General features: G+C 71.2%; 20 protein-coding genes and 3 pseudogenes. 18 read left to right on the forward strand and 5 right to left on the reverse strand.

Annotated elements, in window-relative coordinates:
- Positions 1-358, reverse strand: a pseudogene (locus QH270_RS11645) (hypothetical protein); the annotation flags it as partial.
- On the opposite strand from QH270_RS11645, the gene pspM reads away from it, so the two are divergent.
- The gene (gene pspM, locus QH270_RS11650) at positions 343-1,194 is read left to right on the forward strand and encodes a phage shock envelope stress response protein PspM (RefSeq protein WP_280340822.1); all 852 of its coding nucleotides are present in this window, start codon (positions 343-345) and stop codon (positions 1,192-1,194) included. The pseudogene QH270_RS11645 and the gene pspM overlap by 16 nt on opposite strands.
- A gap of 57 nt (positions 1,195-1,251) precedes the next feature.
- Here the strand turns inward: pspM and QH270_RS11655 are convergent, their stop codons facing one another.
- On the reverse strand, positions 1,252-2,739 hold the full coding sequence (locus QH270_RS11655) for a carboxylesterase/lipase family protein (protein WP_280340826.1): 1,488 nt from the start codon (positions 2,737-2,739) through the stop codon (positions 1,252-1,254).
- Between the two features lie 285 nt (positions 2,740-3,024).
- On the opposite strand from QH270_RS11655, the gene QH270_RS11660 reads away from it, so the two are divergent.
- From QH270_RS11660 to QH270_RS11670, 3 genes are read left to right on the forward strand one after another with little or no spacing between them, the layout of a single operon-like run.
- Complete coding sequence (locus QH270_RS11660; RefSeq protein ID WP_280340828.1) at positions 3,025-3,201, forward strand: hypothetical protein; 177 nt, start codon at positions 3,025-3,027, stop codon at positions 3,199-3,201.
- Positions 3,202-3,223: 22 nt separating this feature from the next.
- A complete protein-coding gene (locus tag QH270_RS11665) occupies positions 3,224-3,934 on the forward strand; it encodes a PIG-L deacetylase family protein (protein ID WP_280340830.1) in 711 nt (236 codons plus the stop codon).
- 50 nt (positions 3,935-3,984) lie between these two features.
- Entirely contained in the window at positions 3,985-5,166 is a 1,182-nt protein-coding gene (locus QH270_RS11670; protein ID WP_280340831.1) for a glycosyltransferase, read from the forward strand.
- Here the strand turns inward: QH270_RS11670 and QH270_RS11675 are convergent.
- The gene (locus tag QH270_RS11675) at positions 5,142-6,362 is read right to left on the reverse strand and encodes a helix-turn-helix domain-containing protein (RefSeq protein WP_280340832.1); all 1,221 of its coding nucleotides are present in this window, start codon (positions 6,360-6,362) and stop codon (positions 5,142-5,144) included. The genes QH270_RS11670 and QH270_RS11675 overlap by 25 nt on opposite strands.
- A gap of 160 nt (positions 6,363-6,522) precedes the next feature.
- Here QH270_RS11675 and QH270_RS11680 point away from each other — a divergent pair, with 160 nt between their 5' ends.
- The 5 genes from QH270_RS11680 to QH270_RS11700 all read left to right on the forward strand — a co-directional run bounded on the left by QH270_RS11680 (position 6,523) and on the right by QH270_RS11700 (position 13,017).
- A complete protein-coding gene (locus tag QH270_RS11680) occupies positions 6,523-7,959 on the forward strand; it encodes a class I adenylate-forming enzyme family protein (protein ID WP_280340833.1) in 1,437 nt (478 codons plus the stop codon).
- A 71-nt stretch (positions 7,960-8,030) separates the two neighbouring features.
- The gene (locus tag QH270_RS11685; RefSeq protein WP_280340834.1) at positions 8,031-9,842 is read left to right on the forward strand and encodes a DUF3556 domain-containing protein; all 1,812 of its coding nucleotides are present in this window, start codon (positions 8,031-8,033) and stop codon (positions 9,840-9,842) included.
- Positions 9,843-9,883: 41 nt separating this feature from the next.
- Positions 9,884-11,296 carry a phytoene desaturase family protein gene (locus QH270_RS11690; protein ID WP_280340835.1) on the forward strand — a complete coding sequence of 471 codons (1,413 nt, stop codon included), beginning with the start codon at positions 9,884-9,886 and terminating at the stop codon, positions 11,294-11,296.
- 289 nt (positions 11,297-11,585) lie between these two features.
- Entirely contained in the window at positions 11,586-11,777 is a 192-nt protein-coding gene (locus QH270_RS11695; protein ID WP_280340836.1) for a DUF3046 domain-containing protein, read from the forward strand.
- A 7-nt stretch (positions 11,778-11,784) separates the two neighbouring features.
- Positions 11,785-13,017: a tetratricopeptide repeat protein gene (locus QH270_RS11700; RefSeq protein ID WP_280340838.1), complete on the forward strand. Its 1,233-nt coding sequence runs from the start codon at positions 11,785-11,787 to the stop codon at positions 13,015-13,017.
- A 6-nt stretch (positions 13,018-13,023) separates the two neighbouring features.
- Here the strand turns inward: QH270_RS11700 and QH270_RS11705 are convergent, their stop codons facing one another.
- Entirely contained in the window at positions 13,024-13,539 is a 516-nt protein-coding gene (locus QH270_RS11705) for a CGNR zinc finger domain-containing protein (RefSeq protein ID WP_280340839.1), read from the reverse strand.
- A gap of 125 nt (positions 13,540-13,664) precedes the next feature.
- Between QH270_RS11705 and QH270_RS11710 the strand changes: the two genes are divergently transcribed.
- From QH270_RS11710 to QH270_RS11725, 4 genes and pseudogenes are all read left to right on the forward strand, one after another.
- Positions 13,665-14,114: a nuclear transport factor 2 family protein gene (locus QH270_RS11710; protein ID WP_280340840.1), complete on the forward strand. Its 450-nt coding sequence runs from the start codon at positions 13,665-13,667 to the stop codon at positions 14,112-14,114.
- 168 nt (positions 14,115-14,282) lie between these two features.
- The gene (recA, locus tag QH270_RS11715; protein WP_019048052.1) at positions 14,283-15,320 is read left to right on the forward strand and encodes a recombinase RecA; all 1,038 of its coding nucleotides are present in this window, start codon (positions 14,283-14,285) and stop codon (positions 15,318-15,320) included.
- A gap of 412 nt (positions 15,321-15,732) precedes the next feature.
- Positions 15,733-16,275, forward strand: a pseudogene (locus tag QH270_RS11720) (regulatory protein RecX); the annotation flags it as partial.
- A 198-nt stretch (positions 16,276-16,473) separates the two neighbouring features.
- Positions 16,474-16,626, forward strand: a pseudogene (locus tag QH270_RS11725) (recombination regulator RecX); the annotation flags it as partial.
- A gap of 62 nt (positions 16,627-16,688) precedes the next feature.
- Here QH270_RS11725 and QH270_RS11730 read toward each other — a convergent pair.
- Complete coding sequence (locus QH270_RS11730) at positions 16,689-17,195, reverse strand: GNAT family N-acetyltransferase (RefSeq protein WP_280340841.1); 507 nt, start codon at positions 17,193-17,195, stop codon at positions 16,689-16,691.
- A 281-nt stretch (positions 17,196-17,476) separates the two neighbouring features.
- On the opposite strand from QH270_RS11730, the gene QH270_RS11735 reads away from it, so the two are divergent.
- The 5 genes from QH270_RS11735 (at position 17,477) to QH270_RS11755 (ending at position 22,403) form a co-directional block, all read left to right on the forward strand.
- On the forward strand, positions 17,477-18,127 hold the full coding sequence (locus QH270_RS11735) for an ABC transporter permease (RefSeq protein ID WP_280340846.1): 651 nt from the start codon (positions 17,477-17,479) through the stop codon (positions 18,125-18,127).
- On the forward strand, positions 18,120-19,298 hold the full coding sequence (locus QH270_RS11740) for an ABC transporter ATP-binding protein (protein WP_280340842.1): 1,179 nt from the start codon (positions 18,120-18,122) through the stop codon (positions 19,296-19,298). The genes QH270_RS11735 and QH270_RS11740 overlap by 8 nt, the downstream gene beginning before the upstream one ends.
- A gap of 280 nt (positions 19,299-19,578) precedes the next feature.
- The gene (locus tag QH270_RS11745) at positions 19,579-20,382 is read left to right on the forward strand and encodes an ABC transporter permease (protein WP_432420341.1); all 804 of its coding nucleotides are present in this window, start codon (positions 19,579-19,581) and stop codon (positions 20,380-20,382) included.
- On the forward strand, positions 20,379-21,359 hold the full coding sequence (locus QH270_RS11750; RefSeq protein WP_280340843.1) for a glycine betaine ABC transporter substrate-binding protein: 981 nt from the start codon (positions 20,379-20,381) through the stop codon (positions 21,357-21,359). Before QH270_RS11745 ends, QH270_RS11750 begins: the two co-directional genes overlap by 4 nt.
- 183 nt (positions 21,360-21,542) lie before the next feature.
- The gene (locus QH270_RS11755) at positions 21,543-22,403 is read left to right on the forward strand and encodes a 3-hydroxyacyl-CoA dehydrogenase (protein ID WP_280340845.1); all 861 of its coding nucleotides are present in this window, start codon (positions 21,543-21,545) and stop codon (positions 22,401-22,403) included.
- Positions 22,404-22,530 lie beyond the last annotated feature (127 nt).

Here is a 22,530-nt window from a genome sequence, read left to right on the forward strand (position 1 = left end):
CCCCCCCCCCCCCCCCCCCCCCCCCCCCCCCCCCCCCCCCCCCCCCCCCCCCCCCCGCGCCTCCCCCCCCCCCACCCCCCCCCCCCCCCCCCCCCCCCTCCCCCCCCCCCCCCCCCCCCCCCCCCCCCCCCCCCCCCCCCCCCCCCCGCCCCCCCCCCCGCCGACTACGTCGGCGGACCCTCCTCGAGGTCGGGTCGTGTGGGCCGCTATCGGGGAGGGGCGTCGCGCCCGGGGCTGCGAATCGTGGCGCCTGGCGCTCGGCTCGGCCGGCGGCGCTTGTCAGGGGGCGGTGGTAGACCTGGGGGCGCTGCGGGTGCTCCGGAGCGGCGGAAGGATGAGGACATGAGCGGGAGAACACGGCGCGAGCGGGCCGAGATCGTCGATCCGGCGGCGCTCGTGCGGTCGACCGCGTCCGGCGGGGTGCCCGCGACCCTGCGGGAGGTCGGCGAGCAGGCGATGGTCGCGGTGCGCCGCTGGGCCGACCCGCGCGAGCGGGAACTGCGCCGTCGGCGCCGGGTGCGCAGGCGCAGCTTCCAGCTCGGTACGGCGTCGGGCATCACCACCGTCGGCGCGGTGGGGCTGGCCGTCGTGTCGGCGCCCGCGTGGGCGGTCGTCGTCATCGGTGGTGGCGCGGTCGCTTTCGTCACCGGAACGGCCCTGAGCGCCCGCCGGTACCTCCAATTGCGAGGGCAGCCGCTGCCGCAGGCCGCGTTCGTGGCCCGCAAGTCTCCCGGCCTCCGCTCGGCCGCCCGCAGCCCGATCCAGCGCTTGATCAGGGCCGAGCGGGCCCTGCACGGCCTCGGCGCCCAGATCGCGGCCACCCGGCGACTGCCCGAGGACGAACTGCGCGACCTGCTCGACACCGCCCGCTCCGGCGCGGCCGCCCTGCACGCGCTGGCTACCGACATCGTCGCGATGGAACAGGCCGCCGATACCGTCGGCCGGGCCAACCCGGAGACCGTCACGGCGTTGAAGACCACGATCACCGGTGTGCTCGCCCGCCTCGAGACCGGGGTCGTCGAATACGAACAGCTGGTCGCCGCCGCGGCTCGCATCCTCGCCGTCCCCGAAGACACCGTGGTCGCCTACCAGTTCCACGGCATCGTCGCCGACCTGCGCGAAGCCGCCGATCGGCTCGACGGCTGGGCCCAGGCGCTGACCGATCTCGCCGACCGACCTGTCGGCCCGCGGTAGCGCCACGCGCGCAACGACATCCGGCCCCGTCGCCCCCGCGACGGGGCCGGCGTCGTGTCAGGCGATCGTCTGGCGCAGGGCGGCGAGTTCGGCGGCCCGCGGATCGGCGACCGTCGAGGACTCCGGGGTGTCGAAGATGCGCACCAGCTTGGTGTCGGGCTCGAACGCCGCCCATCCCGGGTCACCGTGGGTGGCGAAATTCACCCAGGCCGTGTGGATCTCGTCCGCCAGTGCCTGCGGCGGGTTCGGTCCGGTGATCGAATGCGCGTCGGCGAGGACGTCGAACACGAACGGCACCTCGAGCACGTGGCAGGCGCCCAGTCCGGGAAGATCGGTGGGCCAGGCGAATTCGTACACATAGGTCGGCGCGGCGGCCGCGTTGGCCGTGGCGAAGTCGACCGTGCCCGCCCGGAAACACCAGTCGGTGAGGATCGCGGTGAAGATCTCGGCCGGGGAGGCGTCGGGCCGGTGCGTCGAATACGTCCGCGCCACGGCGGGATCTATGCCGTAGCGGGTGAGGACCAGCGGGAGCGTGTCGGCGGTGACGGCCGCGGTGATGCCGGTCGGCACCGTGAAGAAGCGGAACTCGTCGGCGGTGGTGCCCGCGATCAGCGGGACGGCCCGCTCGGGATGCGCGGCCAGGACCTCCGTCGGCGGGCCCGGCACGATGTCGTCGTCGATCACCGGGAACAGGCTCATGATGCCCATGCCCTGCTGGATCACCGAGGCGCCCCAGCGCCGTGGGTCGGGATCGGTCATCATCGCCAGCGCCACCGCGTTCTGCGCGGTCCGCAGCTGGTCGGGGCCGAGTTCGCCGAAGGCGGCCGCGGTCGGCGCGATGCCGAGTTCGGCGGCCAGCGCGGCCGCGACCAGCCGCGCGTCCTCCGCGTCGGCGCCGACGGCACCGTTGCCGCTCTGCATGATGGCCCGGCGGAACAGCCCGGCGGCACGCGGCGCGGCCATCAGCGCGGCCACGCTCATCCCGCCCGCCGACTCGCCGAACACGGTCACGTTGTCCGGGTCGCCGCCGAACGCGGCGATGTTGTCGCGCACCCATTCCAGCGCGAAGATCTGGTCGTGCAGGCCGCGATTGAGCGGCGCGCCGTCGAGCGCGGCGAACCCCGAGATCCCGAGCCGGTAGTTGACCGACACCATGACCACACCGTCGCGCGCGAACGCCGAACCGTCGTAGATCGCCCTGGCGTTGGACCCGCGCACGAACGCGCCGCCGTGGATCCACACCAGCACCGGCAGGCCGCTCGCCGTCGGATCGGGGGTCCACACGTTCGCGTTGAGGTACTCGTCGCCGGGAATCCCGTCGCTGCCGATCAGCGCGTGGATCGGCGCCGGATAGGGCGACTGCGCGCAGGTCGCCCCCATCTGCGTGGCCTCGCGGACCCCGGTCCAGGCCGGTGCGGGTTCGGGCAACCGGAACCGTCGCGCGCCGACCGGTGCCGCCGCGTAGGGGACGCCGAGGAACCGGGTGACACCCGCCTCGGTGCGGCCGCGGATCGCGCCACTCGCGATCGTGACGATGGGTTCCATGGGGCTCCTTCTCGCGTCGACGCCCCGATTATGGGATCTGTGCCCCGCCGGCGCGGCCGTTTCGGTGCGGCAGGCCGGGGAGCCTGCGGTGCGCGCGAGCCCGCGCCGCACGGGCGCGGCGGCCGACGGCGGGTCGCGACGGGTGGCCTCCCGGACTCGGGGTGAACCCTGAACTACACCCGGATATCCGCGCTGACCTGGTGATTTCTCGACCCCGCGATGGCAGCATCGGAGGTGTCGGATCGCCGGACGGCGGCCGGGAGCACAGGCGAGGAGCACATCATCATGGTCTTCAAAGTCATCGGCATCGTCGTGGTCGGTCTGATCGCGTTCTGGATCGTCAGCGCGCTGATCAAGGCGCTGCTGCCGGTTCTGGTCATCGCCGCGATCGGTACCGGGGTGTACCTGCTGTACAAGGCGATCTCGGGATCCAACGACAACGGTCCACTCACCAAGGTGTGAGTCGCGGCCTAGCATGGGCCGGGTGGAGCAGCTACCCGAGGACTGGCAGCGCGGACTGGTGATCGTCGCGCATCCTGACGACATCGAATACGGCGCGGCCGCGGCCGTCGCCCGGTGGACCGGGCAGGGCAAGGACATTCGCTATCTGCTCGCCACCAGGGGCGAGGCCGGTATCGCTGGGATGCCGCCCGCCCAGGCGGGTCCGCTGCGGGAGGTCGAGGAGATCTCCGGCGCCCGCGAAGTCGGCGTGCACACCGTCGAATTCCTGGACCATCCCGACGGCCGCGTCGAGGCGGGACTCGCGTTGCGCCGCGACATCGCCGCCGCGATCCGCAGGCACCGCCCGGAGATGGTGGTGCTGTTCAACTTCGGCGACACCTGGGCGCCCGGCTTCGTCAACAGCGCAGATCACCGGGCGGTGGGCCGCTCGGCGATGGACGCCATCTCCGACGCGGGCAACGAGTGGATATTTCCCGAGATCGCCCAGCTCGAGCCGTGGTCGGCGCGGTGGGCCGCGGTGATCGGTCCGGTCGCGACGCACGCCGTCGACGTCAGCGGGCAGCTGGACAAGGCGCGCGCCTCCCTCGCGGCGCACCGGCGCTACCTGCAGGTGCTGAGTTCGGTACCGGTGGAGGAGCAGGTGAACGAGATCGTCGCCATGGCAACGGGTCCCAAGGAAGGCTTCCCGGCCGCCCACGCGGTCGGCTTCGAGCTGTTCACCTTCGCGGGCTGAGATCGCGACGCCGCACCCGGCGCAGGATCCGGATGTGGCAGGCTGGCCGCATGCGAGTAGCTGTGGTGGCAGGGCCCGATCCAGGGCATGCGTTTCCCGCGATCGCGCTGTGCCTGCGATTGCTGGCGGCCGGGGACGATCCGGTGCTGTTCACCGGTCCGCGCTGGTTGGACGCGGCCAGAGCCGCGGGAATCAGCGTGCGCAGGCTCAAGGGGCTGGCGCCGCGCCCCACCGACGACGACACCGACGCCGGTGCGCGGATCCACGAGCGCGCCGCCCACATCGCCACCGAGAACCTGCCCGAGCTCAGCGCCATGCTGCCGGACCTGATCGTCTCGGACGTGCTCACCGCGGGCGGCGGCATGGCGGCCGAACGGTTGAACCTGCCCTGGGTCGAACTCTCCCCGCATCCGCTGTACCTGCCGTCGAAAGCGTTGCCGCCCATCGGCAGTGGCCTCGCACCGGGCGAAGGTGTGCGCGGCCGGGTCCGTGACGGCGTGCTGCGCACGATGACCGCCCGCGCCGTCAAGGCGGGGAACCGGCAGCGCGGCGCCGCCCGCGAATCCATCGGCCTGCCCGCGGAGGACCCGGGCCCGGCGGCGCGGCTGGTGGCCACCCTGCCCGCGCTGGAAGTGGACCGACCGGACTGGCCCGCCGACACCCATGTGATCGGGCCGCTGCTGTGGGAACCGACCGACGAGATCCTGCCGCTCCCGCCGGGCACCGAACCACTGGTGATGGTGGCGCCCTCGACGGCGCACACCGGCGTCGCCGGGATGGCCGAAACCGTCCTGGAAGGCCTCGCCGGACTCGGGGTGCGCGCCGCCGTCTCCACGCTCGACACCCCGCCCGCCGAACTGCCGGACTGGGCCACCGCGGGTCTCGGCCGCCAGGACGCCCTGCTCGCGCAGGCGGCGGTGGTCGTCGGTGGCGGCGGGCACGGTCTGCTCGCCAAGTCGCTCTCGGCGGGTGTCCCGGTGGTGACCGTCCCCGGCGGCGGCGACCAGTGGGAACTGGCCAATCGCGCCGCCCGCCAAGGCGGTTCGCTCCTCGTGCGACCACTGACGGCCGCAGCCGTCGGGGAGGCCGTCGCGCGGATCCTGGCGGAACCCCACTTCACCGAGGCGGCCCGAGCGGCGGCCCTGGGCGCCTCGGACGTGGCCGACCCGGTGGCCATCTGTCACACCGCGGCCGCCACCCGCGCCGCTCAGGACCTCGGCAACCCCAGCTGAGCGCAGGCGAGCAGGGCCACCTCGATGTCGAGACGGTGCTCGGTGAGCGGATGACCGAGTACCTCCTCGGCCTTGCGCACCCGGTAGTGCACGGTGTTCTTGTGCACGTGCAGACGCGCGGCGGCATCGGTGTAGCTGCCGCGCGCGTCGAGGAACACCCGCACGGTCTCGCGTAGCCTGGCAGCCGTCTCGTCCTCGCCCATCAGCCCGCCGAGCACGCGTTCGGCCCAACGCTGCACGTCCGGGACGCGGTCGGCGAGCAACCCGGCCAGCGCCACGTCGGTGTGCCTGGTCACCCCGCGCGCCCGCGCGGCCACCGCCACCGCGCGGGCGAGCTGCGCGTCGCGGAAACTCTGCCGGAATCCGTCGAGCCCGGGGGCCGGATCACCCACGGCCATGGACAGATTCGGGAGCACCCGCAGTTCCGTGGCCAGCCGCGCGGTGTCGAGGACGGGGCGCGCGGTCGAGGCCAGCCAGATCCAGCGCGTGTGCTCGTCGACCTCCACCGCCATCTGCGCGCGGCCCCACACCGCGGCCAGCACACCGGTCCCGGCGCGCAGCGCGGTGGCGGGATCGGCGGTGCCGGGTGGCGTCCACAGCAGCACGAACTGGTGCCAGCCGCGCAGCGAGGCCGACAGCATCTGCTCGGCCGAGGCCAGATCGAGGTCGTCGGCATCGAGCACCGCGCGGACCTGTGCGGCACGCGCGGCGTCGGTGCGCGCGTCCCAGCGCCGCCGCTCGCTCTCGAAGATGTCGATGAGACCCTCGATCACCTGGTCGATGTAGCCGTTGACCACGTCGGCCACCCGTGCCGCCGAGGCCAGCGCGTCCTCGGTCGGTGGCGCCAGCTCGGCCAGCACGGCGATGGCGCGCTGCACGAACATGTGCTCGCCGAGCCGGTAGGCGCGCAGCAGCGCCTCGAGCGACAGCTCCCGCTGGGCGAAGAGCCGGGCGTACTCGGCCGCGGCCGGCGGCACGGTGACGTCGTCGGGCGCGATGCCGAGGGTGAGCATGTCCAGGATCGCGGTGAGGTTGGCCTCGGTGCTGGCGACCATGAGCCTGCGGATCTCGTCGTCGTGGCGGAACTCGGGGATCATCTCGGCGAACATCGTGGTCATCGCCGGGGTGAGCCGGTCCAGATCGGCCTTGATCCGGCCCGCCACCGCGCGGACGAGAGCATCGTTGTCATGGGCCATGGGCGCGAACAGTACCTTCTGCCGGCGCCCACACCACGGTGTTTGTACCCGTGGCACAACACCGGCGGACAACGCTGGTCTCCCGGCCCGTAGCCGGTGCCGGGACCCGACCCTACCGTGAGTGATGTAACTCAGATCACAACCTGCCCGGTGAGGAATCATGCGACACATCGCCGAATTACCCGATGCCCGAGCGGCTTTCGCGCCCGACGCGCCGTGCGTGGCCGACGACCACACCGCGCTGTCGAACGTGGGATTCCGCGATCGGGTGCACGCCGCGGCCGCCGTGCTGCACCGTGCGGGCGTGCGCCCCGGCGACGTGGTGGCCGTCGTGCTGCCCAACCAGGTGGACCTGGTGGTCGCGCTGTTCGCCGCCTGGCGCCTGGGCGCCGCGGTGACCCCGGTGAATCCGGGCCTGACCGACGACGACATCCGCTACCAACTCGACGATTCCGGCGCCGCCGTGGTCATCGGCGCACCGGAGCGGGCCGGTGTCACCCTGGACGTCGCCGCACTCGCGGCGCCCGTCGCCCCCGTCGCCGCCGCCACCCCGGACGATGGGCTCGCCCTCATCATCTACACCAGCGGCACCACCGGGCGGCCCAAGGGCGTGCTGCTCGGACACGACAATCTCGCCGCGATGTGCGCGATGATCATCGACGCCGTCGGCCTCGACGAGACCGAGCACAGCCTGCTCGTCCTGCCGCTGTTCCACGTGAACGGGATCGTGGTCAGCGTGCTGTCGCCGCTGCTGGCCGGCGGCCACACCACGATCGCCGGAAAGTTCTCGGCCACCCAGTTCTTCGGGCTGGTCGAACGGGTGCGGCCCACCTACTTCTCCGGCGTTCCCGCCATCTACGCGATGCTCGTGGCCCAGCCCGCCGAGGCGCGCCCCGACCTGTCCTCGCTGCGGCGGGTGATCTGCGGCGCCGCGCCCATGCCCGCCGAGCTGATCGCCCGCTTCGAGGACCGTTTCGGTGTGCCCATCGTGGAGGGCTACGGGCTGTCGGAGGGCACGTGCGCCTCGACGCTCAATCCCGTCGCGGGGCCGCGCAAGCCCGGCACCGTCGGCCTGCCGCTGCCCGGTCAGACGGTCACCATCGTCGACGTCGACGGGAACCCGGTGCCGGACGGGACCCCGGGGGAGGTGGTGATCAGCGGCCCGAACATCATGCGCGGCTACCTGGGCAGGCCCGAGGAGACGGCGAAGACGGTGATCGATGGCCGCCTGCACACCGGTGACGTCGGCTATCTCGATGCCGACGGCTATCTGGTGCTGGTCGACCGGATCAAGGACATGATCATCCGCGGCGGGGAGAACCTCTACCCCAAGGAGATCGAGAACGCCCTCTACCGCCACCCCGCCGTACACGAAGCGGCGGTGGTCGGCCGGCCGGACGCGGTGCTGGGCGAGGTGCCCGTCGCACATGTGGTGGCCGCACCGGAATCCCGGGTCAGCGCGGAGGAACTGACCGCGCACTGCCGGGAACTGCTGGCGGCGTTCAAGATTCCCGCGGCCATCGTGCTCACGCCGGAATTGCCGCGCAACCCGGTCGGAAAGATCGACAAGAAGCGTTTGCGCGCGCTCGCCGAGTAATTCACCGACAACGAACACATTTCGGTTGCGGTCGCGCGCGCCCCGCGATCGGTCGAGGAAAGGAACGGACAATGGGGTTCAAGACACCTGATTTCCCGCCGGTGGACACGGCGACATTTCTGGATCTACCACTGCGGGAACGAGTTCGGACGCTCGCACTGCACTGGGTCGAATACGGCTTCGGTTCGCCGAAGATGATCCACACCGTCTATGTGCTGAAACTGCTGGTGCTCTATATCTTCGGCGGTGTCCTCATCGCCACGGCGACCTCGGGTGCCGGGCCCTTCTGGGAGGTCGGCGCCTGGTGGAACGAGCCGATCGTCTACCAGAAGCTGGTGCTGTGGACGGTGCTGCTGGAGGCGGTCGGTGTCGCCGGCTCGTGGGGTCCGCTGGCGGGCAAGTTCAAGCCGATGACCGGTGGCCTGCTGTTCTTCGCCCGCCCCGGCACCATCCGGCTGCGGCCGTGGCGGCGGGTGCCGTTCACCGACGGTGACACCCGCACCGTGCTGGACGTGTTTCTGTACGTCGGCTTCCTGGCTACCTTGACCCTGGCCCTGCTCGCACCCGGCCGGACCACCGCCGCCCTGCTGGAACGCCTGCCCGACAACACGTCCGGACTGGTGCGGCCCGCCCTGCTGATCGCCCCGATCGCGCTGTACATCCTGTGCGGGCTGCGGGACAAGACGATCTTCCTGGCCGCGCGCGGCGAGCAGTATCTGCCCGCGCTGGTGTTCTTCGCGGTCCTGCCCTTCACCGACATGATCGTCGCGGCCAAATTGCTGATCGTGATCGTATGGGTCGGCGCGGGCGTCTCGAAATTCGGCAAGCACTTCACCAATGTGGTGCCGCCGATGGTCTCCAACAGCCCCTCCATGCCGTTCCCGTCGATCAAGCGGGCGCACTACCGCGATTTCCCGCGCGATATCCGCCCGTCCGGGGTGGCCTCGTTCATGGCTCACGTCGGTGGCACCACGGTCGAGGTGATCACACCACTGGTCTTGCTGTTCTCGACGAACTACTGGCTGACGCTGGCCGGGGTCGTGATGATGGTGGTGTTCCACCTGTTCATCACCTCCACGTTCCCCCTGGCGGTCCCGCTGGAATGGAACATCCTGTTCGCCTACCTGACGGTGGTCCTGTTCCTCGGCTTTCCGAATGCCGACGGATACGGCGTGTTCGACATGTCCTCGCCGTGGCTGACCCTGGCCATCACCGCCGCGCTGGCCTTCTTCCCCGTGCTGGGCAATCTGCGTCCCGATCTGGTCTCGTTCCTGCCGTCCATGCGCCAGTACGCGGGTAACTGGGCCTCGGCGCTGTGGGCGTTCGCACCCGGTGCCGAAGCCAAGCTCAACACCATCGAGCATCGCCCGACCGTCAACCAGCTCGATCAGCTGATCGGCATGGGCTACGAACCCGCGGTCGCCGAGATCACCATGCAGCAGACCATCGGCTGGCGTTCGATGCACAGCCAGGGGCGCGGCCTGTTCTCGCTGCTGTACAAGCACATTCCCGAGCTCGACCGCTGGACCGTGCGCGAGGCGGAGTTCGCCTGCAACTCGCTGATCGGGTTCAACTTCGGTGACGGCCACCTGCACAACCTCGACCTCGTCAGGGCCGTGCAGGCGCGCGTCGGCTTCGCGCCCGGTGAGTGGATCGTGGTGTGGGTGGAGTCGCAGCCCATCCACAAGGGCACCCAGGCCTACATGGTGATCGACGCCGCGCTGGGGGTGATCGAACGCGGCACCTGGAACGTCGCCGACGCGGTCGAGGCACAGCCCTGGCTGCCCGACGGCCCCATCCCGCTGCGGGTCACCTGGCGCCGCGAGGACGTGCGCGACGTGGCCACGCCGGTGACGCGCTCCGCCGTCCAGCCGGCCGAATAGCCTGGCACGAGATCCGGTTCCGACGAACGAAGGACGAGTCGATGACAACGGCGACAGTGGTCGGCAGCGGACCCAACGGGCTCGCGGCGGCGATCACCCTGGCCAGGGCCGGGCTGACGGTGACGGTGCTGGAAGCGGCCGACACCATCGGCGGCGGCACCCGATCGAGCGAGGCGATCGTGCCCGGCCTGCTGCACGACCACTGTTCGGCCATCCATCCGATGGCCGTCGGCTCGCCCTTCCTGCGTGGGCTCGATCCGGGGCGTTACGGATTGCGGTGGGCACACGCCGAACTCGACTGCGTGCACCCGCTCGACGACGGCAGCGCCGGCGTACTGCACCGTTCGGTCGCCGCGACCGCCGACGGCCTCGGCGCCGACGAACGCCTGTGGCGGCGGCTGTTCGCGGGGCCGGTCGCCGGATACGAGCAGACCGGCGCGGACATCATGCGACCGCTGCTGCGGATCCCGCGACATCCGGTGCGGCTGGCCCGCTTCGGGATTCCCGCCACCGCACCGGCCACCTGGCTGGCGGCGGCCTTCCGGGGCGAGCAGGGCCGGGCGCTGTTCGGCGGTGTCGCCGCCCACGCCTTCCATCCGCTGAACCGCCCGCTGAGCGCCAGCATCGGGCTCGGCATCCTCACCGCGGGGCATCGGTACGGGTGGGCGGTGGCCGAAGGCGGATCGCAGCGGATCGCCGACGCCATGGCGGCGGCACTGGGCGAGTACGGGGGCAAGATCGAGACCGGCGTGCGGGTGGACTCGCTCGCCGACCTGCCGGCGTCGGATGTCGTCGTCTGGGACCTCGCGCCGACCGCCGTCGCCCGGATCCTGGGCGACCGGCTGCCCGCCCGCGTCGCCAGGGCCTACCGCCGGTTCCGGTACGGGCCCGGCGCCTTCAAGGTGGACTTCGCCGTCCAGGGCGGGGTGCCGTGGACGGTCGAGGCGGCACGGCGCGCTGGCACCGTCCACCTGGGCGGCACCTTCGCCGAGATCGCGGCGGGGGAGCGCGACATCCACGCCGGGCGGATGCCGGAGCGGCCCTTCGTTCTGGTCGGCCAGCAGTACCTCGCCGATCCGGGACGCTCGGTCGGTGACGTGCACCCGGTGTGGGCCTACGCCCATGTGCCCCACGGCTACACCGGCGACGCCACCGCCGCGATCATCGCCCAGCTCGAGCGATTCGCGCCCGGTTTCCGTGAGCGGGTGGTCGGCATGTCCACCACGTCCACGACCGAATTCGCCACGGGCAACCCGAATTACGTCGGCGGCAACATCATGACCGGCGCCAAGGATATTCCCCAGCTGGTCTTCGGGCCGCGAAAGACCCTGCAGCCCTACGACATCGGTGTGCCCGGCCACTATCTGTGCTCGGCGGCCACCCCGCCCGGCCCCGGCGCGCACGGCATGTGCGGGGCCAATGCCGCCGAGCGGGCCTTGCGCCGTTTGCGCTGAACCGCGCGGCGACGTCGAGGACCTGGGTGCCAGGGGGCTGCCGGGGAGACCGATCGTGTCTGTGCGCAGGTGCGGGACGTGATCGTTGGAGTCCACCGCGCGGCGAGCGGGGGGCTCCGCGGGGGAACGTGACCGCGTGGCCACGCCGACTGGTGGGTCGGCGTCGGCAGTCCGTTCGGCGTGCGAGTCGATGGCCGGGGGAGCGGGTGGTCGGCATCCGGCGGACGGCCGGTGAGGGCCGCTCACCGCCCGGTGACGCGGGTCGCCGGGCGCGGGTATGTTGGGAATCGTGCGATTGACCGAGTTCAACGAGCTGATGCACACCGAGTTCGGCGTTCACCGGGCCGACGCGATGCTCGCCGATCATGTCATTCCGGCTCTGGGGCGCACCGGCGCCGCCGCCATCGAGGCAGGCGTCGATCCCCGCGACGTGTGGCGCGCGCTCTGCGCCGATTTCGATGTTCCCCGATCACGATGGTGAGCAGCACATGGCCGTGACAGCACGGAATCCGGGCACCGAGCGGCCCTACCGGTTCGACGAGCGACTGCGGATGATCCCGGCCGATCCCGAGACCCTCGCGGCCAGGGTCGCGGTGGCCGATCCCGACGACTTCGGCGGGCTGCGCAGGCTCGGCATCGCGCTGATGCTGCTCGGCCGCCACGCCGAGGCATTGGACCGGCTCGACCAGGCGCTGGAACTGGCCGACACCGAGGGCCGCCGGATCACCGTCTGGATCAATCTCGCCGACGTGTACCGCTACCAGGGCGAATCCACCCGCGCCGAGATCCTGTACCGGCGCGCCCTCGAGGCCAGTCGCGCCCTCGACGACCCCGAACTCGTCTCCTTCGCCGCCCACCACCTGGGCAAATCGCTGGCCGAACAGCACCGGACCGCGGAGGCGCGCGACATGCTCAAGGTGGCCATGCGGCTGCGGGTGGCCGAGGGCGACTCCGAACTCATCGAGTCCACCCGCGCGGCGCTCGACCACCTCGCGGAGCTGGCCCTGCCGCTGCCGCCGGAGATCACCGCCCTGCTCGGCGAGACCCCGGTCTGGTCCGACGACCACGAGGGGCGCGGCGGCAACCTCGTCCGCGCCGAGGGGTACTGGATCAAGCGCGGACCGCGCGCCGTGGCCGAATACGAGCGCCTGAACTGGTTGCGGGACAAGGGCATCGCCGTGCCCGAGGTCGCCGCCTTCGCCGAGGACGTCCTCGTGCTCGCCGACACGGGTACGCGCTCACTCGCCGATGCCACCGGTGACGCCGCCGAGGTGGGTGCCCTGCTCGGCCGGACTCTGCGCGCGTTGCACGCGCTGCCCGTCGCGGACTGCCCGTTCGACGCCCGCCTCGAGGTGACGCTCGCCCAGGCGCGCCGCAACGTCGTGGAGGGTTTCGTCGACACCGCCGATTTCGACGGCGACCACCGTGATCTCGCGCCCGAGACCGTCCACGAGCGCCTGGTCACCCAGCGCCCGGACCAGGAGGATCTGGTCGTCACCCACGGGGACTTCACGCCGGGCAATGTGCTGGCGGGCGGGACCCTGATCGATGTCGGCGCGCTGGGCAGGGCCGATCGCTACCGCGATCTCGCGCTGGCCGAGCGTGACCTGTCCGGTGACTTCGGCGTCGAGGCGGTGGTGGCCTTCTTCACCGCCTACGGGCTGACGGCGCCCGAGCGCGCGAAACTCGAGTACTACCGGCTGCTCGACGAATTGTTCTGAGGCCGCTCAGCTGGTCTTGGCGTAGTGGCGGGCGGCCTTGGTGCGATTGCCGCAGGTCGCCATGGAGTGCCAGCGACGGGTGCCGTTCTTGGAAGTGTCGTAGAAGAACAGCACGCAGTCGGGGTGGGCGCACTGGCGGATCCGGTGCGGCGCCTCGGCGATCAGGTGCAGCAGGTTGTCGGCGGCCAGCCAGCCGGGTAGCCAGGCCGGATCGGTGACCTCGGGGATCGAGCGCGGGCCCTCGTCGGTGAGTTCGCGGCGCAGCCGCCCGTGTGCCAGGACGCGGTTCAGCGCGCCGTGCTCGCCGCTGGTCACCGCCGCGTGCACGGCGGCACGCGCGGCGTGCAGGGCGTTGAGCGTGTGCTCGTCGACGGGAACGCGGTCGGCCAGATCGGTGAGTTCGAGCCACAACCGCAGCCCGTCGAGATCGGTGAGCAGATCGCCCGGCGCCGCGCCCGCCCACCGGGTGTTGAGCAGGTCCAACGCCGGCGGTTCGCCGGTGTGCGGACGGGGATCGCGCATGCCTGAGGCTACCAACTCGACTCCTCACCACTGTCGCCACCGCACGGGTTGACGGCCGTGCCCGGCCACCCTACTGTCTAACCTGTCAACATCGATTAGATAGTTAAAATTCCGGGAGGGACCCCGTGCGACCGCCACTGCCCCCGTTCGATCTCGACTCCGCGCGCGCCAAGGTGCTGGCCGCCGAAAACGCCTGGAACACGCGGGATCCCGAACGGGTCGCCGCCGCGTACACCGAGGACTCGGTCTGGCGCAACCGCGACGAGTTCTTCACCGGCCACGCCGCCATCGTCGAGTTCCTCAGCCGCAAGTGGTCGGTCGAGAACGGCTACGCCCTGCGCAAGGACCTGTGGGCCTTCCACGACAACCACATCGCCGTGCGCTTCCAGTACGAATGGCACGACGAGACCGGTCAGTGGTGGCGCAGCTACGGCAACGAGCAGTGGGAGTTCGCGCCCGACGGCCGGATGGCCCGCCGTGAGGCCAGCATCAACGACGTCCGCATCGCGGAATCGGAGCGCCGCATCTTCGGTCCGCGCGCCGAGGGTGACGACTCGGTGCTGCCGCAGCGGTAGCACCGCACCGCCGATTCGCTGGGTCGTGGCGGGTGTCCTGCGTGTCCCCGGGCGCGTCGCTTGACTCGAATGGGTGTTCGACTAATCTGGGCGCCAGAACTTGTCGGTGCCGGCCTCTACTGTGGGCGCCAACCAGAGAGACACTCACCTCGAGAAGGGGACCACATCATGGCACCGCAGGCCTACGATCGCGACAAAGCGCTGGAGCTGGCACTGGCGCAGGTGGAGAAGAGCTTCGGCAAGGGCGCGGTCATGCGCCTGGGCGAGGAGGCCCGCCAGCCCATCTCCGTCATCCCGACCGGCTCCATCGCCCTCGACGTCGCGCTCGGCATCGGCGGTTTGCCGCGCGGTCGCGTCGTCGAGATCTACGGCCCGGAATCCTCGGGTAAGACCACCGTCGCCCTGCACGCGGTGGCGAATGCCCAGGCCGCGGGCGGTGTCGCCGCCTTCATCGACGCCGAGCACGCGCTGGACCCCGACTACGCCCGCAAGCTGGGCGTCGACACCGACGCGCTGCTGGTCTCCCAGCCCGACACCGGTGAGCAGGCGCTCGAGATCGCCGACATGCTGGTGCGCTCCGGCGCCATCGACATCATCGTCATCGACTCCGTCGCCGCCCTGGTGCCGCGCGCCGAGATCGAGGGCGAGATGGGCGACAGCCACGTCGGCCTGCAGGCCCGCCTCATGAGCCAGGCGCTGCGCAAGATGACCGGCGCGCTCAACAGCTCGGGCACCACCGCCATCTTCATCAACCAACTGCGCGAGAAGATCGGCGTGATGTTCGGCTCGCCCGAGACCACCACCGGTGGTAAGGCACTGAAGTTCTACGCCTCCGTGCGCCTGGACGTGCGCCGCATCGAGACCCTCAAGGACGGCAGCGACGCGGTCGGCAACCGCACCCGCGTGAAGGTCGTCAAGAACAAGGTGAGCCCGCCGTTCAAGCAGGCCGAGTTCGACATCCTCTACGGCCAGGGCATCTCCAAGGAGGGCTCGCTCATCGACATGGGTGTCGAGCACGGCTTCATCCGCAAGTCGGGCTCCTGGTACACCTACGAGGGCGATCAGCTGGGCCAGGGCAAGGAGAACGCCCGTAAGTTCCTGCTGGAGAACACCGATGTGCGCGACGAGATCGAGAAGAAGATCAAGGAGAAGCTGGGCATCGGCGCCGACCTGACCGCCGAGGCCGACGCGCCCGCCGACTTCTGAGTCGATGCGCACGCCGAATCCCGGCCGCGCGCCCCGCGACTCGGCCGATCCGGTCGAGGACATGCGACGACAGCTGGCTCGCCTCGGGATCGAGGTGCCGCCGCCGTCGCTCGCGGAGCAGCGCGGGCCGGCGACGGCCGCTGAACTCGTCCGATCGGCTCGTGACGAACGAGCCGTCCCGGACGCGAAGGGAATTCGGTCGGGTGCGGGCGATCCGCAGCGCGCGCACCCGACCGGATTCGCCGAAGGTGATCATTCACCTCATTCCGCTGCGCGGACTGTGGATGATCATGAAGAGTGGGGGAGCGGGGCACGACCTCGCCGCGCCCGGCGCGGACGCAGATCCGCGCGGCGCGAGGAAGACTCCCTGTCGACCGGCGTCGGTGGTGACAATGGACGACAGGTGGATCCGGTGGCGGCCGGATCCCAGCCGGGAGAGCCCGACCGGCGGGCCGGCACACGCCGGCTCGCCCCGGGCGACCGGCCCGCGGCCACCGTCGACCAGGCCAAGGACGCCTGCCTGAACCTGCTGGCCGTGCGTGCGCGCAGTCGCGCCGAATTGGTGAAACGGCTCGGGGAGAAGGGTTTCCGCGTCGAGGTGACCGAGGCCGCGCTGGATCGGCTCGCCGAGGTCGGCCTCGTCGACGACGGTTCCTTCGCCGAACAGTGGGTACACGAACGGCATACGTACTCCGGTCGGGGAAAGCGGGCGTTACAGCGCGAACTCCGCGACAAGGGTGTCGCCCCGGCCGACGCGGAGCCCGCGCTGGCGATCGTCACCGACGAGGCCGAACGCGCCCGCGCGACCGACCTCGTCCGCCGCAAACTCGCCACCCTCTCCCGAGACCTGGACCGCGACAAGGCGGTTCGCCGTCTCGTCGGCATGCTGGCCCGCCGGGGCTACGACCAGGCGACCGCCTTCGCGGTGGTCACCGCCGAACTCGCCGACGCGGGGTTCGCCCGGGAACACACGGCAGGCCGGCGCGCGGGTTCCGTGCCAAGGGACGTACCGACCGTGGGCGACGCCGACACCGAGGGGAGCCGGGACGACGGCGGGGACCGGGATGACGGGGGGCGCCGAGACGACGAGTCCGACGACTCCGCACGCCGGTGTCGCGCACGTCCGGTACCCGGGGGCGAACAGGTCGCCATAGACCTGGTCCGCCGCAAACTACGCACCATGCCCGCTGACCTCGACCGGGCCAAGGTCACCCGCCGCCTCGTCGACATGCTCGCCCGACGCGGCTACGACGCGTCCACCGCGTACGCCGTCGTGAAAGCCGAACTGGCCGAACAAGGCCGCTGAGTTCGTGGTGCCGGGCGCGGCCGAAAGCCTGATGAATGTCGATCGGCCAGGCGGGCCGTGTGTCAGGTGATCGGCGGCGTCACCGTGATCCAATAGCGTCTGGCCGGGCCGAGCGGGGTGTCGCGGATCCCCTCGAGAACGCCGCCCCGGCGCTGGATCGTCGTGGCGGAAGCGATGTTGTCGGCGGCGCAGACCAGCAGGAGCCGCTCGATGCCCAGCCCGCGGGCCTGATCGATCATGCGCCCCAATGCCCAGCCGGCGAGTCCGCGTCCCCGCGCGGACGGGCGGATCCCGAAGCCGATGTGGCCGGCCCACCGCACGTAGTCGTCGGAGTGGTGGCGCAGCGCGATGCCACCGAGAACCCGGTGGTCCTCGATGATCCATCGATAGGTCGTGCGAGCCGATTCGTCGGCCAGTCGCCGCACCCACGCGGCGAATCCGGCGGGCGAGCCGACGTCGTCGGCCGCCGTCAGCCCGAACCCGTCCTCGTGTAAGCCGGGACCCCACTCGGCGTAGGCGTCGAGCCAGGCACGGTACAGGCGGGTGGTCGGTACCATCAGGTCGGTCATCTCGCGACTGTAGCCAGTCGGCCGGCGGGTGGCGGGGTCACTCCGGCGGCCGCCAGTCCGGGCTCGCCGGGGCCACCGTCCGGAGCGAGAAATGTGAACCGCCGCGCGGGGGCGGAACGGGGCGTAGGATGACTCGGCGCCGATGAAACCTGGTTTTGCGCAGGCGGATTGGGGTACCGCGCGGTGCGGTGGGGGTGTGGGACGGGGTGTTTCACCCGGTGGCCGGGTGGGCATTCCGGGACAGGGCCGCCGATGGCCGCCGGACGACGGGGAGGTGGACCCTGGACGCGTTGTGGACGTTCGTGGTGAACCGGCGGGAACAGTTGCTGGTCGATTCGTATCTGCACGTGTCGGCCGTGGTGCAGTCGCTGGTGCTGGCGACGATCATCGCGGTGCTGGTCGGGGTGCTGGTGTACCGGAGCCCGCTCGGGTCCGCCGCCGCCACGGCCACCGCGGGCGCGATTCTCACGGTCCCGTCGTTCGCGCTGCTCGGTCTGCTGATCCCGTTCCTGGGGCTCGGTGTCGGGCCGACGATCGTGGCACTGGTGCTCTACGCCCTGCTGCCGATTCTGCGCAATACCGTGCTCGGTCTGTCCGCCGTCGACCCGGCCGTGGTCGACGCGGCGCGCGGGGTCGGGATGAACCGGCTGCGGCTGCTGACCGCCATCGAACTGCCGCTGGCGTGGCCATCGATCCTGGCCGGGATGCGGGTCAGCACGCAGATGATCATGGGCATTCTGGCCTTGGCGGCCTACGCGAAAGGCCCCGGGCTCGGCAATCTGATCTTCTCGGGGCTCTCGCGACTCGGCAGCCCCAACGCGGTGCCGCAGGCGCTCACCGGCACCGTCCTCATCGTCGTGCTCGCACTCGCGCTCGACGGCGTCCTGCTTCTGCTCGGACGGCTCACCATCTCGAGGGGAATCCGTGACTGACACCGAAACCAGCATCGCGAGCGGGCCCGGCGCGGTCTCCGGCGTCGAGATCGTGCTCGACCGCGTCACCAAACGCTATCCGGAGCAGGCCGATCCGGCGGTCGACGAGGTCTCCATGACCATCCCGGCCGGCGAGATCGTCGTCCTGGTCGGTCCGTCGGGCTGTGGCAAGACCACCACGATGCGGATGATCAACCGGCTGATCGAACCGACGTCGGGCACCGTCACCATCGGCGGGCGCGACGCCGCCGCGATCGACGCCGACGAACTGCGCCGCGGCATCGGCTACTCGATCCAGCAGGCCGGGCTGTTCCCGCACCTGACCGTGGCCAAGAACATCGCCACGGTGCCCGGCCTGCTCGGCTGGGATCGCCGGCGCACCACCGCGCGCGTCGACGAGATGCTCGAGCTGGTCGGTCTCGACCCGGCCGTGTACCGCAACCGCTACCCGCGCCAGCTCTCCGGCGGTCAACAGCAACGCGTCGGCGTCGCGCGCGCGTTGGCCGCCGACCCGCCCGTACTGCTGATGGACGAACCGTTCGGCGCCGTCGACCCGATCACCCGCGCCCTGCTCCAGGACGAATTGCTGCGCCTGCAGGGCGAACTCGGCAAGACCATCGTCTTCGTCACCCACGATTTCGGCGAAGCTGTGAAGCTGGGCGACCGGATCGCGGTCCTCGGCGACCGCTCCCGCATCCTGCAATACGACACCCCGGCAGCGATCCTGGCCGCCCCGGCCGACGACACCGTCGCCGGATTCGTCGGCGCCACCGCCACCATCGACCGCCTCGGCCTCGCCGTCCTCGCCGACCTCGAACTCGACCAGGGTGTCACCGCCACCACCGGCACCGCACCGGCCGAACTGGCGACCGAACTCGGTGCCGCCGACCACGATTGGGCGGTGCTCCTCGACGAGCACCGCCGCCCGCTGCGCCGCGTCACCGCGACCGGCCTGGCCGGGGCCGCCGCGCTCGGCGACCTCGGAACCCCGATCACCGCCACGGTGCCCGCCGACGCGACGCTGCAGGACGCCCTCGCGGTCCTGCTGACCGAACGAACGGCCTCCGCCGTCGTGGTCGACGCCACCGGCACCTACGCGGGCGTCGTCACCGTCGACACCCTCGTCCAGCACCTGGCCACCGCCCGCCCCACCGACCCGGTGCCGTCATGAAGGCCCCCTCGCGCCCGGCCCCGCCCGCCCGACATGCGGGCGCGCCGGCATCGCACTCCATTGCGCGTGCGCAGCATCCGCCGCTGTCGGGCATGCATGCTCAGGGCCCGGCGGCGAGCACACCGCGCTCTCGCCTGACTGTGCATCACTGGGGCGCGCCGGCATCGCATTTCGCCGTGTGTGCGCCGCATCCGGGGTCGGCGGCGCCGCTGTCGGGCGTACCTGCTCAGGGCCCGGCGCTGTCCACGGCCCGGCAGACCACACCGGGACGAGGCGCGTCATGACGAATCCCGCCACCACCGCACCGCAGACGATGGCCGAGCGGCCCACCGTCGCCGGGCCCGCCGCGCAGCGACGCGCCGAGTTCCTCCGGTTGCTCGTCCAGCCGGTGATCGTGCTGATCCTCACCGTCGGCGTGCTGGTGTGGGCGTTTCGGCGCGACCTGACGCTCACCCAGCAGGCCAGCGTGAACGCGGGCAACATCGCCACCGTCACCTGGCAGCACGTCCTGATCACCGCGGCCGTGGTGCTGATCGTGGTCGCGGTCGCGGTGCCGCTGGGCACGCTGCTCACCCGGCCCCGATTCCGCCGTCTCGCACCGTTTTTCGTCGGCCTCGCCAATATCGGGGCCTCGGCGCCGGCCATCGGCCTGATCGTGCTGTGCTACCTGGTCACCCGGACCACCGGTTTCTGGGTGGGTGTCGCGCCCATCGCGTTCTGCTCGCTGCTGCCGGTGCTGCGCAACACCATCCTCGGCTATCAGGAAGTGGACCCCGCGCTCGTCGACGCCGGGCGCGGCCAGGGGATGTCGGCGGCACAGGTGTTGCGGCGCATCGAGTTCCCGCTCGCCGTGCCCTACATCCTGGCGGGTCTGCGCACCGCGCTGGTGCTGGCGGTCGGCACCGCGACCCTGTCGTTCCTGGTGAGCGCGGGCGGGCTCGGCATCCTGATCGATACCGGCTACAAACTGCGCGACACCGTCACGCTGACACTGGGCGCGGTGCTCGCCGTCGCGCTGGCGCTGTTCGTCGACTGGCTCGGGGCGCTGGCCGAACAATTCCTCGGACCGAGGGGGTTGCGGTGAGGATCACCCGATGGCTGCGCGGGCTGGCCCCGGTGGTCGGTGCCGTGCTGCTGGCGAGTTGTGGTCTGCAGTCCGGTGGTTCGGTGCCGCTGCCCGCGGGGCCGGGCAGCATCAGGCCGGTACCCGAACTCGACGGCGTCGCGGTGACGGTGGGCTCCAAGGACTTCACCGAGGCCAACATCCACGGCTACCTGATCGAATTCGCGCTCACCGCCGCCGGCGCGAACGTGCGCGACCTGACCAATATCCAGGGCTCCAACAGTCTGCGCGACGCCCAGTTGCTCGGCCAAGTCGACATCGCCTACGACTACACCGGCACCGGCTGGATCAACTACCTGGGCAACGAGACCCCGGAGCCGGACGAACGCCGGCAGTTCGAACTCGTCCGCGACGCCGACCTCGCCCAGCACAACATGGTGTGGACAGCGATGGCGCCGATGAACAACACCTACGCGCTCGTCACCAGCCGCCGCACCGCCGAGGAGACCGGGGTGCGCACCCTCTCGGACTACGCGGCGCTCATCGCCACGGACCCCGCCGCGGCCGCCACCTGCGTGGGCACCGAGTTCAACGTCCGCCAGGACGGCTACCCGGGGATGGCCCGCAAGTACGGCATCGACGTGCCCAAGGTCCAGAAGCAGATCGTGCAGGACGCCCTGGTCTACCAGGCCACCGCCGACGCGAATCAGTGCCGGTTCGGCTCGGTCGCGGCCACCGACGGGCGCATCCCGGCCCTCGATCTGGTGCTGCTCGTCGACGATCGCGGCTTCTTCCCGAAGTACAACGCCGCCGTGGTGATGCACGGCGACTTCGCCGCGGCGCATCCACAGGTCGCCGAGATCATGGCGCCGATCTCCGCGCGCCTGACCAACGAGGTGATCACCGAGCTCAACCGTCAGGTCGACATCGACGGCCGCGAACCCGCCGACGTCGCCCGCGACTGGATGATCGCCGAGGGGCTGGTCACCGCGGGCTGACCGCGGTCGCGTCACGGCCGGTGGCCGAACTGTGACCACCACATCGTCTGAGATGCCCGATTCGCACGGGTCGGTGATGGCCGCGTGGCGGCGCCGGGGGCCATGATGGACAGCGGTGGCCGAATCCGGTCACCGCTGGTGCGGAGCGGCACGGGGATCCGCTTCCCGAACGGGAGGAGACGTATGGCCAACGAATTCCGCAAGGTGACGGTCCTCGGGACCGGGGTGCTGGGGTCCCAGATCGCCTTCCAGACCGCGTTCCACGGGTTCGACGTCACCGCCTACGACATCGACGACGAGGCACTGGCGGCCGCCAGGAAACGCTTCGACGGCCTCGCCCAGGTGTATCAGCAGGACGTGGCCGGTGCCGACGCGGACAACACGGCGGCGACCGCGGCCGGGATCACCCTCACCGCGGACCTCGCGACCGCCGCGGCCGAGGCCGACCTGATCATCGAGGCCGTGCCCGAGGTCCTCGACATCAAGCGCGACATCTACGGCAAGCTCGGCACGCTCGCGCCCGATCGCACCGTGTTCGCCACGAACTCCTCGACGTTGCTGCCCAGCGACATCGCCGACTACACCGGACGGCCCGACCGGTTCCTGGCCCTGCACTTCGCCAACCACGTGTGGAAGTTCAACACCGCCGAGGTGATGGGCACCGACCGGACCGACCCGACGGTGTTCGCCGTGGTGGTGGAGTTCGCGAAGGCCATCGGCATGGTGCCGATCGAATTGCACAAGGAGAAGGCGGGTTACGTCCTCAACTCGCTGCTGGTGCCGTTCCTCAACTCCGGCATCGAACTCGCCGCGGGCGGCTATGCCGAACCGGCGGCGGTCGACGAGACCTGGCGCATCGCCACCGGCGCGCCGATGGGGCCGTTCCAGATCCTCGACATCGTCGGGCTGACCACCCCCTACAACATCCTGGTCAACGGCAGTGACGCCCACAAGAAGCTCGCCGCCTGGCTCAAGGAGAACTACATCGACAAGGGCAAACTCGGCGCCGCGACGGGGGAGGGGTTCTACTCCTACCCGAAGTAGCCCGGCCCGCACACGACAGTGGCCCCGGCCGGCCCGGCGCGGGCCCGCGGGGGGTTGGTGGGGGTTGTTGAGGAGTTGGCGCACGGCGGCCCCGGGGGGGGGGAACGAAAATGGGGGCCCCCCCCGG

Source organism: Nocardia neocaledoniensis (genome assembly GCF_029868625.1).
Lineage (GTDB): Bacteria > Actinomycetota > Actinomycetes > Mycobacteriales > Mycobacteriaceae > Nocardia > Nocardia neocaledoniensis_A.